Origin of the sequence: Polaromonas naphthalenivorans CJ2 (genome assembly GCF_000015505.1) — a bacterium.
Taxonomy (GTDB): domain Bacteria; phylum Pseudomonadota; class Gammaproteobacteria; order Burkholderiales; family Burkholderiaceae_C; genus Polaromonas; species Polaromonas naphthalenivorans.
The window spans coordinates 189398-202702 of sequence record NC_008781.1 but is presented as its reverse complement, the minus strand read 5'-3'; the positions used below and the strand labels follow the sequence as shown (position 1 = coordinate 202702).

Below are 13305 nucleotides of genomic sequence, written 5' to 3'. Positions count from 1 at the left end.
AGACCGGATGATTGCGGGCCATGCAAGCCAGCCTCTTTCCCGATCAAACCCTTTCTCCGGGTTCCCGCATCAAGGTGGGCTGCGCGGGCTGGAGCCTGCCGCGCGCGCTGTGGCCCGGGTTTCCTGCCGCCGGCACGCATCTGCAGCGTTATGCCGCGCGCCTGAACGCGGTTGAAATCAACTCGTCGTTTTACCGACCGCACCAAGAGGCGACCTATGCGCGCTGGGCGGCCAGCGTGCCGGACGACTTCCGCTTTTCGGTCAAGCTGCCCAAGACCATCACGCACCAGCGGCGCCTCGCCGATTGCACCGGGCTGCTCGACACCTTTTTGGGCCAGGTCGGCGGCCTTGGCGGGCGCCTGGGCTGCCTGCTGGTGCAGCTGCCGCCCAGCCTGGCCTTTGACGCCGCCACGGTGACCAGCTTCTTGCGCGCCCTGCGCGAGCGCCACGGCGGCCCGGTGGCGCTGGAGCCGCGCCATGCCAGCTGGTTCAGCGCGCCGGCCGACGCCCTGCTCGATGCCTGGCAGGTCGGCCGGGTGCTGGCCGACCCGGTGGTGCATGAGGCTGGCCGCATTCCGGGCTGTTTTGCGGGCCTGGTCTATGTGCGCCTGCATGGCTCGCCGCGCATGTATTACTCGGCGTATGACCGCGCCGTGCTCGATGCGCTGATCATTCGGCTTGAACTGGCGGCCAGGTCTGGCGCCAATGTCTGGTGCCTGTTCGACAATACCGCCGAAGGTGCGGCAGTTGCCGATGCCCTGTACACCCTGCAAGGCCTGGCGGTCCGCTGAACTGGCCAGACCGAATCCTCCCCCAAAAAAAGGAATCCTGATGTCTATTTTGTCCCGCATCCATGCCGGCCCTGGCGCGACCCAGGCCAGCGCCGATGACCTGACACGGGACAACGTGGAGTCGATGCGCCGGGTCGAGGAACAGGCCATGGCCAAACGCAGCCGCGCCGACCGCATCGCCGCTTTCGTGGCCAGCTTTTGCGGCTCCATGCCCTTTGTCTGGCTGCATGTGCTGCTGTTTTTCGTCTGGCTGGCGCTGAACTCGTGGCCGGGCATCCATCATTTCGACCCCTACCCGTTCACTTTTCTGACACTGGTTGTTTCGCTGGAGGCGATTTTCCTGTCGGCCTTCATTTTGATCAGCCAGAACTATGAACTGCGCATCAGCGACCGGCGCAACCAGCTGGACCTGCAGATCAACCTGCTGACCGAGCAGGAAAACACCAAGATGCTCCAGTTGCTGGAGCAAATTGCCGCGAAAGTGGGGGTTGACGTGAGCGGTGATGCCGAGCTGCGCTTTCTCAAGCAGGTCACCCACCCCGAAAAGCTGATTGCCCAGATCGAACACGCCCAGCAGGAACGCCCGCTGAAGACGTCTTCGGTTTAAGGGCCGCTCAGCCCAGCTTGTCGGCCAGAAAGGCCAGCGAACGCTCGCGCGCCAGCTTGGCGGCAGCCTCGTTGTAGGAGGCGCGCTGGTCGCAGTTGAAGCCGTGGCTGGCCGGATAGACATGCACCTCGACTTCTGGATGCGCCTTTTGGAACGCTTCGATGCCGTCCATCGGAATCCAGTGGTCCTGGTCGCCGAAGTGCGCCATCACCGGGCACTGCGGCTGGCGGGCGATTTCGCCCTCGCCGGTGATGCCGCCGCCGTAGTAAGGCACGGCGGCGGACAGGCCCTTGAGCAGGCAGGCCGCTTTCCAGGTCAGCAGGCCGCCCCAGCAAAAGCCGACGATGCCGACCTTGCCGCCGCTGGCCCGGCCCGCATGGTCGATGGCGGCCTGGATGTCCTGCAGCACGCCGGCGCCCGGCAAGGCATCCACGGCGGTCTTGAGTTCAAAGCCGGCATTCATGTCGGCCTCGGTATAGCCCAGTTCCACGCCGGGCTTGACGCGGTCAAACGTGGCCGGCGCCACCGCCAGGTAGCCTTCGGCGGCAAAGCGGTCGGCGACCGAGCGGATGTGCGAATTGACGCCGAAGATTTCCTGCAGCACGACGATGGCGGCGCGCGGCTTGCCTACGGGCGTTGCCACATAGGCCGACAGCGTGAAGCCGTCGGCGGCGGTGAGAGTGGTGAATTGACCCATGGTGTGAAAAAGCTCCTGGTTGAATCGTTGTTTTCATTTTCAATAGCGTCAGGCCGGCTTGAGCCTGCGCTCGACAAAATCAAGCCGGTCCTGGCCCCAGAACAGCTCGCCCTCGATCAGGTAGCTGGGCGCGCCGAAGATGCCGGCTTGAATGGCTTGCGCGGTATTGTCCTCGTAGCGCTCCTGCACCGCCTGGCTGTAGGACTGCTCCAGCCGCGCCGCGTCCAGTCCGCACTCATTGAGCAGTTCGGCCAGCACCTTTTCGCTCGCAATGTGCCGTTCCTGCGCCCACAGCGCGGTAAAGATCGCGCCGCTGATCTTCATGGCGGCCTCAACGCCATCGTGCAGATCGACCGCGATGATGAGGCGCGAGGCGTCATCGCCCGAGACCGGGAAAAACTTCGGTTTGACATGCAGCGGCAGCCCCAGGAAGTCCGCATGGCGGCGCAGTTCGAGCAGCCGGTAGGCCTGGCGCTGCGGGGCGCGCTGGCCCAGCGGCAGCCCGCCCGAAATCGGAAAGACCTTGCCGCCCAGGTCTATCGGCAGCACGCGAACCGCAGCGCCCGCCGCGCGCGCTATCTGCGCAAAACGCGCGTGGCCCAGGTAGGTCCAGGGGCTTTGCGGGGTGAAGTAATAGTCCACGGTGGTGCTCAAGGTTTTTTCTCCGGTGGTTGCCAGGAAGTCAGTACAGTCACTGCTTTCAGCCCGATCCCTTTTTAACCGGGATTGCTTTTTTTTGCAGGAGACTGGTTTGTCCCAACTTGTTTTGATCCCCGGCGCGCTGCTGGACGTGACGGGAGGCCGCTGATGGACTTCAAGCCCCTGGTGACGCTGCTGGCCATCGTCAACCCGCTGGCCATCGTGCCGTTTTTCATTCATTACACGCAGGGGTTTTCAACGCCGCAGCGCCAGCGCACGGTGGTGGTGGCCTCGTTCAGCGCCTTTGTGGTGATTGCCGTCAGCGCCCTGCTGGGCTTGCAGATCCTGGAGTTCTTCGGTATCTCGCTGGCCAGCTTCCAGGTCGGCGGCGGCCTGCTGCTGTTGATCAGCGCCATGAACATGCTCAACGCCCAGCCGGCCGAAGCCAAGCCGCTGACCAACGAATACGAAGATGGCGCCGAAAAGGCGGCCCGGGGCGCGAGCATCGCGGTGGTGCCGCTGACCATCCCGCTGCTGACCGGCCCGGCCACCATGTCCACCGTGGTGATCTATGCGGAAAAAGCCAAGACTTTTTTACAGCTCGGCACGTTGGTCGGCTACGGCATGGTGATCGGCCTGGCGACGGCGCTGTGCTTTTCGCTGGCCGAACCGATTTCCCGGGTGCTGGGCAAGACCGGCATCAACGTCATGACACGCCTGATGGGGCTGATCCTGGCCGCGCTGGCGGTGGAAGTGATGGCCGATGGCCTGGGCAAGCTGTTTCCGATCCTGCGGCATTGAGGTTTGTTTACTGGCCAGGCTCAGAATTTATAGTACTTCAGGTCTTTTGCGCTTGTCCAGCAAGCACCAGCAGCTATTTTTTCAATAGCAAACCAGTCGATCAGCGCGCGGGCATCTGCCGCAGCCACTGGTCCAGCTCGTCGATGGCGGCGTCGGTGGCCGCAGTCAGGGCGCGCACGCCGCCGGCGGCATCGGCGCGGGTGGCGGGGCGCTGCACCGACAAATTGCGCTGCGCAACCAGCCTTTCTCCAGCCGGCGTGATCTCGACCAGCGTGGCATGCAGGCGAATCAGGCCCACGCTGGCGTCGGGCGCGCTGAACAACTGGCTGAATTCCTCCAGCTCCAGGCGCAGCATCAGCAAATTGGCGTTCTGGCTGCGGTTCAGCGCCACGCCTTCGCGGGCATTGAACACCGCGCGCTGCTGGCCCAGGCGTTCGCGCAAACGCTGGCGCAGCAACTGGGCCGGCGGCATGCTCCAGCGCGCCTGCGAATAAGGGCGCAGCTGCTGGGCGTCCAGGTAGCCGAGCCGGTAAAGCACCGCCTGGTTGTCCAGCGCGCCGCCCGAAGTGGCAATGTCGGCGATGGCCAACGGCGGCAAGGCAGGCGCGGGCGTCGCGGCTGCCTGGGTGGGCAGCTCGCCCGGACCGAAGTCGTACAGGGCGGCGCGGGTCGGCTTGTCCACCACCGAGCAGCCGGCCACGAGCCCGAGCGCAAAAATCAAGCCAAAAACAGGCTTTGCGCACGACTGACATGCGCTGGCAGCTATTGTTTTAATAGTAACGTGGATGGATTTCAAGAGCATCATTTTTTTACTCCGTCGGCGGAAAAGCCGGCCTCGCCGGGGCCGGGGACGGCCGGGCCGTTGCCAAAGATCAGCGCCTGCGGGTTGTCATCGACCGCGTTGACGGTGCGCCGCAGCTGGCGCATGGTGCGCGCCGTCTCATCGGCCACCTCGCCCAGCTTGGGCAGCGTGGCCGCGCTGAAGGTTTCCACGCCTGCGGCCAGCGCCGTGCCGCCGTCCCTCAGCTTGTCGAGCGGCCCGCCTTTTTCATTCAGGCGCCGCGCGGTGAGGCCGACTTCATCACTGGCGCTTTTCAGCGCTTTCATGGTCGCGCTGGAATCGCGCGACAGCGCCGGCAGCGTGGCCACCGTCGGCTCCAGGCCCTTGGCCAGGCGGTTGATGCTGCTGGCGGCTTCGGCCAGCTGCGTGACGGCGGTGTTGATGGCTTCTTCGTTCTGCCTGGACAGCAGCTGGTTGATCCGCGTCGCGGCCTGTTCGGCCTGGGTGAAGATGGCATCGCTCTGCTTGAGCAGCTTGTCCAGCGTTCCGGGCTTGAGCGGGATGCGCGGCGGGTCGTCGTCGTTGGGCACCAGGCGCTGGGTCGATTCGCCGTTGTCGTCGAGCTGGATGAAGCCCAGGCCGGTCACGCCCTGCGACGCCACGGTGGCAAAGGTGGACTGCATCATCGGCGCGGCGCGGTCAATGGACACGCGGATCAGCACATTGCCCTTGACCTTGTCGTCAAACCCGATGCGCTCGACCTTGCCGACCGGCACGCCGCGAAACCGCACCACGGCCTGCGGCTGCAGGCCGGAGATGGTTTCGGCGGTGCTCATTTCATACAGGTCGCGCTGGGTGTCGTCGCGCGTGAGCCAGACGCCCAGCAGCGCCAGCAGGGCGGCAACCACCACCACGAACGCGCCGGCTATCAGCGCATGGGCCTTGTTTTCCATGATGAAAACCTTTCTAGATCGGGCTGGATGCGGGGGTCAGCAGCGCCATGGCGCGCTGGCCGCGTTCGCCCAGGAAAAATTCACGAATGAAGGGGTGCTCGAAAGCCACCACCTTTTGCGGCGTGTCGTTGATGATGACTTTTTGCTGGGCCAGCACGGCAACCCGGGTGCTGAGTTCGAAGATTGTGTCCAGGTCGTGCGTGACCATCACCACCGTCAGGCACATGCCCTGGTGCAGCGAGCGCAGCAGCTCGCAAAAGCTGTCGGCGCTTTCCGGGTCCAGCCCGGCCGTCGGCTCGTCGAGCAGCAGCAGCGGCGGATCCATGATCAGGGCGCGCGCCAGCGCCACGCGCTTGATCATGCCGCCCGACAGGTCGCTCGGCATCTTGTCGGCCGCGTCAGGCGGCAGGCCGACCATCTGCAGCTTGACCATGGCGGCCTCGCGGATCAGCTCGCCCGGCAGGCATTTGAGTTCGCGCAGGGGAAAGGCGATGTTCTCCAGCACCGTGAACGCTGAAAACAGCGCGCCCTGCTGGAACAGCATGCCGACCCGCATGGCCGCGCCGCGCTTGCCCAGTTCGGCGGCCGGCTTGCCCAGCACGGTGATCTCGCCGCGCGCCGGCGTTTCCAGCCCGAGCATCTGGCGCAGCAGCACCGTCTTGCCGGTGCCCGAGCCGCCGACCAGCGACATGATGGCGCCGCGCTCGACCGTCAGGTCGAGGTCTTTGTGAATCACGGCTTCCTTGTCGTCATTCTGGAAAATGGTCCACAGCTTGCGGATTTCAACCACGGGTTCGGTCTTGACCGTCATATGCCGACACTCTTGAACAGCACCGCGAACAGCGCATCGACCAGGATGACGACGGTGATCGACGTGACCACCGAAGCCGTCGTGCCCTGCCCCAGGCTTTCGGTATTGGGCTTGACGCGCAGGCCGTAATGGCAGCCTATCAGCGCAATCAGCAGGCCGAAAACCACCGACTTGGCGGTCGCCAGCACCAGATTCGACACCTTCACGGCCGCCGGCAGCGCGTTGAAGAAAAACGAGGGCGTCACGCCCATCGAAATATCGGCCGCCAGCATGCCGCCCAGCAAGGCGGCAATCGTGGTCCAGACGCTGATCAGCGGCATCACCAGCGCCAGCGCCATGGCGCGCGGCATCACCAGGCGAAAGCCGCGCGCGATGCCCATGACGCGCATCGCGTCCAGCTCTTCGGTCACGCGCATCACGCCAATCTGCGCGGTGATGGCCGAGCCGCTGCGCCCGGCGATCAAAATGGCCGCCAGCACCGGGCCGAGTTCGCGGATCAGCGAAATGCCCAGGATGTTGACGATGAAGGCGTCGGCGCCGAACTGGCGCAGCTGCTGAGAAATCAGGTAGGCCAGCACCACGCCGATCAAAAAGCCCACCAGCGCCGTGATCGGCAGCGCGGTCGCGCCGAAGTTGTAGAGATGGCCCGAGAGATCGCGCCACGGCCCCTGCTGCGGGTGCCGCACGAGCCGGCCCATGTCGAGCAGCAGCTGGCCCAGCAGGCGCAGCATGCCCTTGGCATGGGACAGCAGGCTGAGCAGCCTCTCGCCCAGCATCAGCACCGGCTCAAGCCACGAAGGCCTGGGCGGCGGCAGCGGCCTGACGGTGAATTTTTCAACCGTTTCGAGCATGGCGCGCTGCTCGGGCTCGATCTGCAAGCCGGCGGGCCAGTGGTGATTCCACGCGCTCCACAGCACCTGGGCGCCCAGGTAATCGAGCTTTTCAAGCGGCGACAGGCTCCAGCGCAGCGCGGCGGGGGATGCGGAAGATGCGGTTTGGGCGCGCAAGGCCTTGAGTTGCGCCGCCAGCGCGTCCCAGAGCGGTTTTTGCGTCAGGTTCGCCGCCGTCCACGCCCCCTGCAGCAGCACCCGGCCTTCAGGGCCGTGCTGGACTTCAATTCGCGGCGGGGAGTCTTCCATGGGCATAGGCAGTCAGTCGGGCACCAGGTCAAAGCGTGATGGTAACCGCTGAGAATGCTGCGCGTCAGCGCATCCACGGATGAGCCGGCCCTGCCGTGGCACGGCAGGCCGGCTCATCGCCAGGCCTGCGCCAGCGCGCCCCAGGCGCTGGCCACCACGGGTTCGGCCACCCGCGCCTTCAGGCAGATGAAGCTCAGCACGCAGTCCAGGCTGACCCGGTCCGCCACCACCAGGCCATGCGCCTGGCTTTCGCGGATCGCGATGGAGTCGCGCGCCAGGCTCAGGCCGACGCCGGATTTGACCAGGTCGAGCATCGACGCTTCCTGGTCCACCAGCGCCACGCGGCGCGGCTCCAGGCCGGTCAGCGAGGCCGCGCCAAACACCCGCGACAGCAGCCGATGGTGAACGCTGGCCGGCGGCGTGGCCAGCCAGGGCAGCGCGGCCAGCGCCTTCCAGTCGCGGCCCTGCACCTGCTGGCCCCAGCCGGCGGGCGCGATGACGCGGTACGTAAAACGCGTCAGCTCCATGACTTCAAAATCAATAGCAGCCTGCGCCCGTCCATCCTGCACAAACCCCTGATTTGCTTCACTTTTTTCTGGCCGGTCGAGGTAAAAGCCCACATCCAGGTCGCCCCGGACGATCTGCGCCAGCACGTTGCCGCTCATGCCCTGGCGCAGCTCGGTGTCGATCTGCGGCGCGGCCTCCACCAGCTCCTTCAGGAACGCCCCGAGCCGGGTGAACTCGGGGTCCAGAATGGTGCCGATGCGCAGCGTGCCGCGCACGCTGCTGTGCAGCCCCAGCGCCGCCTGCGCAAAATCGGCCAGCGCCGCCAGGGCTTTTTCGGCCTGCGGCAGCAGCGCCGCGCCGTCGCGCGTGAGCGTCAGCCCCTGCGGCGTGCGGGTGAACAGCGTCAATCCGGTGTTGGCGGCCAGCCCCTTGAGCTGCAGGCTGACCGCAGGCTGGCTCAGGTGCAGGCGCTCAGCCGCCCGCGAGACATTGCCATGCCGCGCCACGGCCACGAAAGCGCGCAAGGTTTGGGGATCAAAGTTCAGGCTCATATTGGAAAAACTTATAACGCTATTTGGCTCAAATCATTGGATATGAAGCCGCATTCTGAAGATACTTGGCGCATCAAAGGGGACATTTGGTTTATGAGCACAGCAAATAATTATCCAGGCCCTGGCGGCCGCGAGGCCGCGCCATGAGCGAGCACCGCTTCGACTACATCATCATCGGCGCCGGCACGGCCGGCTGCCTGCTGGCCAACCGGCTGAGCGCCGACGCCTCCAAGCGCGTGCTGCTGATCGAGGCCGGCCGCAAGGACGATTACCACTGGGTGCATATTCCGGTCGGCTACCTGTACTGCATCGGCAACCCGCGCACCGACTGGCTGTTTACCACCGAGCCCGACGCGGGCCTGAACGGCCGGTCGCTGCGCTATCCGCGCGGCAGGGTGCTGGGCGGCTGCTCCAGCATCAACGGCATGATCTACATGCGCGGCCAGGCACGCGACTACGACCAGTGGGCGCAGCTGACCGGCGACAGCGCCTGGACCTGGGACAACGCCCTGCCCCATTTCAAGCTGCACGAAGACCATTACAAAGGCGCTGACGCGCTGCACGGCGCGCGCGGCGTGGCACCCGAGTTGATGCAGGACAAGACCAATCCGTACCAGAAAATCCTGCGCCACCGCAACGCGGGCGGCGAATGGCGGGTGGAAAAGCAGCGCCTGCGCTGGGACATCCTCGATGCGTTCGCCGAGGCGGCCAGCCAAGCGGGGATTCCGGCCACGCCCGACTTCAACCGGGGCAGCAACGAAGGCGTGGGCTATTTCGAGGTCAACCAGAAAAACGGCTGGCGCTGGAACACCGCCAAGGCCTTCCTGCGGCCGACCTGCCTGGGCCGGCCGAACTTTGAACTCTGGACGAACGCGCAAGTCAGCAAGCTGGTGATCGAGCCGCAGCCAGACGGCAGCCAGCGCTGCACCGGCGCCGAGGTCTGGACCGGCCAGGAGCGGGTCACGGCGCTGGCCACGCGCGACTCGGGGCACATGGGCGAGGTGCTGCTGTGCGCCGGCAGCATCGGCTCGCCGCACCTGCTGCAGCTCTCGGGCATCGGCCCGGCCGGCTTGCTGCGGCAGCACGGCATTGCCGTGGTGCAGGACCTGCCGGGCGTGGGCGCCAATTTGCAGGACCACCTGCAGATCCGCTCGGTGTACAAGATTCAGGGTGAACAAGGCCGCCGGCGCTGGGGCCTGTCGCTCAACACCATGGCCGATTCGCTCTGGGGCAAGGCGCGCATCGGGCTCGAATACGCGCTGCGCCGCACCGGCCCGATGAGCATGGCGCCGTCGCAGCTCGGCGCCTTCACGCGCAGTTCGCCCGACCAACCGTATCCCAATATCGAGTACCACGTCCAGCCGCTGTCGCTTGACGCCTTTGGCGAGCCGCTGCACCGCTTCAATGCCTTCACCGCCAGCGTCTGCAACCTGAACCCGACCAGCCGGGGCAGCGTTCGCCTGAAGACCGGCCGCTTTGAAGACGCGCCGGCGATTGCACCCAACTACCTGAGCACGCCAGAGGACCGGCAGGTGGCCGCCGATTCGCTGCGCATCACGCGCAAGATCGTCAGCCAGGGCGCGCTGGCCAAATACCAGCCCGAGGAATTCAAGCCGGGCGTGCAGTTCCAGACCGACGAAGACCTGGCACGGCTGGCCGGCGACATCGCCACGACCATCTTCCATCCGGTCGGCACCACGAAAATGGGCCGCGCCGACGACCCGATGGCGGTGGTCGATTCGCACCTGCGGGTGCGCGGCGTTCGCGGGCTGCGCGTGGTCGATGCGGGCGTCATGCCCTTGATCACCAGCGGCAACACCAACTCGCCGACCCTGATGATTGCCGAGAAGGCGGCGCAGTGGATACAAGGCGGCGTTTGACCAGTCCGCCGCGCCGGGCGGACCCGCTTCAGCGCAGCCCCTTGACATAGCGCGGCGAATTCGGCCGCGGCATTCCATCCAGGCCCGCCGGGATGTCGCCAAATGCACTGTCCGCGCCGGGAGCGGGAGGCGCAGCCGCCTTGGCGCTCCAGGCCTTGGCGCTGTGCGCTTTTGCGGCATCCGACACCCGCTGGGCCAGCGGCTTGTACACCGGCGCATCGGGGAAAGCCATCGCCGCTTCAAGCCGGTCGGCCAAGAGCCCCAAGTCGTCATGACCGCCCTCGGCCGCCTTTTCGTGGGCCAGGCGAATGACTTCAGCGGCATAGACCGGGTTACTGGCCATCCATTCGGTGTCGGTCACGCGGCCGGTCTTGCGGCGCAACAGCACATGCAGGTGAGCGGCAATCGCCAGTTTTTCATTGGAAGACATGCTCATGCTCAAGCTCCTTCAGGGTAAGCCAATCGGTCAGGTTCCCATGCGTTCGGCATGCTGGTCAATGTCCAGGCCGTCGATTTCCGCCGTCTCACTCACGCGCAGGCCGACGCACAAGGAAGTGATCCACAACAGAAGGCCGGTCATGACCAGGCTGTAGAGCATGACGCTTGCGGCGCCGACGAACTGGATCCAGACACTGCCTTCGACCCCGGAAATGGTCTTGCTGGCAAAGACGCCCGTGAGCAGCGAGCCCACGATGCCGCCTATGCCATGCACGCCGAATACATCGAGCGAATCGTCGGCATTGAGCAGGCGCTTCAGGCCGGTGGCGCCCCAGTAGCAGGCGACGCCGGCAACCAGGCCAAAGATCACGGCCGACCCCGGCGACACGTAACCGGCCCCCGGCGTGATGGCGACCAGCCCGGCCACCAGGCCCGAGCACACGCCCAGCAGCGAAGGGCGGCCGCGCGACAGCCACTCGGCCGCCATCCAGGACAGGGCGCCGGCGGACGCGGCAATGTGGGTCACCGTCATCGCCAGGCCGGCCCGCCCGTCGGCCGCCACGGCAGACCCGGCGTTGAAGCCGAACCAGCCGACCCACAGCATGCCCGCGCCGGCCATGGTCAGGCCCAGGTTGAAGGGCGAGAACGGCTCGGTGCCATAGCCCTTGCGCGGGCCGAGAGCGTAGGCGCAGACCAGCCCGGCAATGCCGGCGTTGATGTGCACCACCGACCCGCCGGCAAAATCCAGCGCACCGAGGCGCGCCAGCCAGCCGTTGGGCTCCCAGACCCAGTGGGCAATCGGCGCATAGACCACGACCGTCCACAGCGCCATGAAGATCAAGGTGGCCGAAAAGCGCATGCGCTCGACGAAGGCGCCGACCACCAGCGACGCCGTGATGATGGCAAAACTGAGCTGGAACATTGAATAGACCGATTCGGGAATGTTCGGCGCGATGTGGCTGACCGCGACCTTTTGCGCGTCCTTGATGTAGTCGAAGCCGGCAAACCAGAGCCGGTCCGTGCCGCCCAGAAGGTGGCCCAGCGCACCACTGCCGGGCGTGAAGGCAATCGAATAACCGACCGCAAACCACAGCAGGCTGACAATGGCGCAGGTGCCCACGACGCAGGCCATGACATTGAGCACGCTTTTGCGCCGCACCATGCCGCCGTAAAACAGGGCAATGCCGGGCAGCGTCATCAGCAGCACCAACGCGGTCGAGGTCATCATCCAGGCGGTGTCCGCACCATTGAGGGTCTCGGCGCCCACCAGGCCCGGCTGCGTCAGCGCAGCCGGGGCCACGGGCATGACGGCATTGGCCACGCTCGCATCATTCGGCGGTGCCGAAACCGCAAGCGCAGGGGCCGCCAGTGCGGCCGTCGGGGCGCCAGCGGGCGCCTGGGCGCGGGCCTGCTGGGTCACCAGGCCCAGGCACAGCCAGAAGAACAAACTCACTGCGATCCATCTCATTGCATGCATGCGGGGCCTGCCTTTTTAAAATACTTTCAGTTGGTAACAAAAAGCATGATCTGTGCCGGATTGTCGAATACGCTACAAATCCTGAAAAGTCAGGCGACACGGCCTCCCGTCACACAGCCACAGGCGGGCAAATCCTGCAGCCATGCGGTTTTTTAACCAGATCAATTCTTGGGGATTTCCCCACCCACGGGAAATCCCTGATGCACTGTCCCAGTGCGCAAGTTATATTCAGTGACTTGCTATCGAGCCTTGCTGCTCGCATTGCGGGGAGACGAGGAGACACTTTAGAAGTAAAAAAACATCGGGCATGGCACAAGAGGCCTGCTCGGAAAAAGCGCCGGCAACCCCGGCGCTTTTTTTTGCCTGCCGCTCTTTATTGAGGGATAAAAAATGGCTTCTGCGCATATTCAGCGGCCGCTTATAGCTATAAATAAGATAGCAAAAATAGAATAAACGAATGCGACAATCGCGGCCATGGAATTGTTGCTTGTTTCTATCGCCTCGCTGCTGGCCGGTTTTGTGGACTCCATCGTGGGCGGCGGCGGCCTGATTTTGGTGCCCGCCCTGTTTGCCGTCTTTCCCACCACCCATCCGGCCACCCTGTTTGGCATCAACAAGGGCGCTTCGGTCTGGGGCACGGCAGTGGCGACCACGCAGTACGCCCGCCGGGTCCAGTTGCGCTGGTCAGCGCTGCTGCCTGCCGCTGCCGCCGGGTTTTTCGGTTCGCTGGCGGGCGCCTGGCTGGTCACGGTCATCGACCCCGGCTTCCTGCGCAAGGCCCTGCCCTTTGTACTGGTGGCGGTGCTGGCCTATACGCTGGTCAAAAAAGACATGGGCCGCCACCACACGCCGCGCTTTACCGGGCGCACCGAAACTGGGATAGCCTGCTGCATCGGCCTGGTGATTGGTTTTTACGACGGTTTTTTCGGCCCCGGCACCGGCAGTTTCCTGGTGTTTTTGTTTGTCCGCTGGCTGGGCTACGATTTCTTGAACGCCTCGGCTTCGGCCAAGCTGCTCAACACCGCGACCAACGTGGCGGCCCTGGGCCTGTTTGCCTACAAGGGACATGTCTGGTGGCATTTCGCGCTCACCATGGCCGTGGCCAACGTGGCGGGCAGCCTGCTGGGCACGCGCCTGGCGCTCAAGCATGGCGCGGGCTTTGTGCGGCTGGTGTTCATAGTCGTGGTCAGCGCGCTGATCCTGAAAACCGGCTTTGACGCGTTCCTGAAATAA

The 13305-nt window shown here is 65.1% G+C and carries 14 protein-coding genes; 5 read left to right on the top strand and 9 right to left on the bottom strand.

The annotated features are described in order from the left end of the window. The first annotated feature begins 20 nt into the window (after positions 1-20). Together PNAP_RS00930 and PNAP_RS00925 are read left to right on the top strand one after the other, a co-directional pair. Positions 21-791: a DUF72 domain-containing protein gene (locus tag PNAP_RS00930; RefSeq protein WP_011799625.1), complete on the top strand. Its 771-nt coding sequence runs from the start codon at positions 21-23 to the stop codon at positions 789-791. 40 nt (positions 792-831) lie between these two features. Beyond that, positions 832-1398 (top strand): DUF1003 domain-containing protein, encoded by a 567-nt coding sequence (locus tag PNAP_RS00925; RefSeq protein WP_011799624.1) that lies wholly within the window; start codon positions 832-834, stop codon positions 1396-1398. Between the two features lie 7 nt (positions 1399-1405). Here PNAP_RS00925 and PNAP_RS00920 read toward each other — a convergent pair whose 3' ends face one another. Together PNAP_RS00920 and PNAP_RS00915 are read right to left on the bottom strand one after the other, a co-directional pair. Continuing rightward, on the bottom strand, positions 1406-2095 hold the full coding sequence (locus tag PNAP_RS00920) for a dienelactone hydrolase family protein (RefSeq protein ID WP_011799623.1): 690 nt from the start codon (positions 2093-2095) through the stop codon (positions 1406-1408). A gap of 48 nt (positions 2096-2143) precedes the next feature. After that, positions 2144-2749 (bottom strand): 2-hydroxychromene-2-carboxylate isomerase, encoded by a 606-nt coding sequence (locus tag PNAP_RS00915; RefSeq protein ID WP_011799622.1) that lies wholly within the window; start codon positions 2747-2749, stop codon positions 2144-2146. Between the two features lie 153 nt (positions 2750-2902). On the opposite strand from PNAP_RS00915, the gene PNAP_RS00910 reads away from it, so the two are divergent. Continuing rightward, positions 2903-3535, top strand: coding sequence for a MarC family protein (locus tag PNAP_RS00910; protein WP_011799621.1), 633 nt, complete (start codon positions 2903-2905; stop codon positions 3533-3535). 100 nt (positions 3536-3635) lie between these two features. Here the strand turns inward: PNAP_RS00910 and PNAP_RS00905 are convergent, their stop codons facing one another. The 5 genes from PNAP_RS00905 to PNAP_RS00885 form a co-directional block, all read right to left on the bottom strand. Beyond that, positions 3636-4340 (bottom strand): ABC-type transport auxiliary lipoprotein family protein, encoded by a 705-nt coding sequence (locus PNAP_RS00905; protein ID WP_011799620.1) that lies wholly within the window; start codon positions 4338-4340, stop codon positions 3636-3638. Next, positions 4337-5269: an MlaD family protein gene (locus PNAP_RS00900; protein WP_011799619.1), complete on the bottom strand. Its 933-nt coding sequence runs from the start codon at positions 5267-5269 to the stop codon at positions 4337-4339. Before PNAP_RS00900 ends, PNAP_RS00905 begins: the two co-directional genes overlap by 4 nt. Positions 5270-5282: 13 nt before the next feature. Next, entirely contained in the window at positions 5283-6080 is a 798-nt protein-coding gene (locus tag PNAP_RS00895) for an ABC transporter ATP-binding protein (RefSeq protein WP_011799618.1), read from the bottom strand. Then, positions 6077-7219: an MlaE family ABC transporter permease gene (locus PNAP_RS00890; RefSeq protein ID WP_041376440.1), complete on the bottom strand. Its 1143-nt coding sequence runs from the start codon at positions 7217-7219 to the stop codon at positions 6077-6079. Before PNAP_RS00890 ends, PNAP_RS00895 begins: the two co-directional genes overlap by 4 nt. A gap of 113 nt (positions 7220-7332) precedes the next feature. After that, entirely contained in the window at positions 7333-8277 is a 945-nt protein-coding gene (locus PNAP_RS00885) for a LysR family transcriptional regulator (RefSeq protein ID WP_011799616.1), read from the bottom strand. A gap of 143 nt (positions 8278-8420) precedes the next feature. Between PNAP_RS00885 and PNAP_RS00880 the strand changes: the two genes are divergently transcribed. Next, entirely contained in the window at positions 8421-10157 is a 1737-nt protein-coding gene (locus PNAP_RS00880; protein ID WP_011799615.1) for a GMC family oxidoreductase, read from the top strand. Between the two features lie 28 nt (positions 10158-10185). Here the strand turns inward: PNAP_RS00880 and PNAP_RS00875 are convergent, their stop codons facing one another. Further along, on the bottom strand, positions 10186-10593 hold the full coding sequence (locus tag PNAP_RS00875; RefSeq protein ID WP_011799614.1) for a hypothetical protein: 408 nt from the start codon (positions 10591-10593) through the stop codon (positions 10186-10188). A 30-nt stretch (positions 10594-10623) separates the two neighbouring features. After that, the gene (locus tag PNAP_RS00870; RefSeq protein WP_011799613.1) at positions 10624-12072 is read right to left on the bottom strand and encodes an ammonium transporter; all 1449 of its coding nucleotides are present in this window, start codon (positions 12070-12072) and stop codon (positions 10624-10626) included. A gap of 474 nt (positions 12073-12546) precedes the next feature. Between PNAP_RS00870 and PNAP_RS00865 the strand changes: the two genes are divergently transcribed. Next, positions 12547-13305, top strand: coding sequence for a sulfite exporter TauE/SafE family protein (locus PNAP_RS00865; RefSeq protein ID WP_011799612.1), 759 nt, complete (start codon positions 12547-12549; stop codon positions 13303-13305).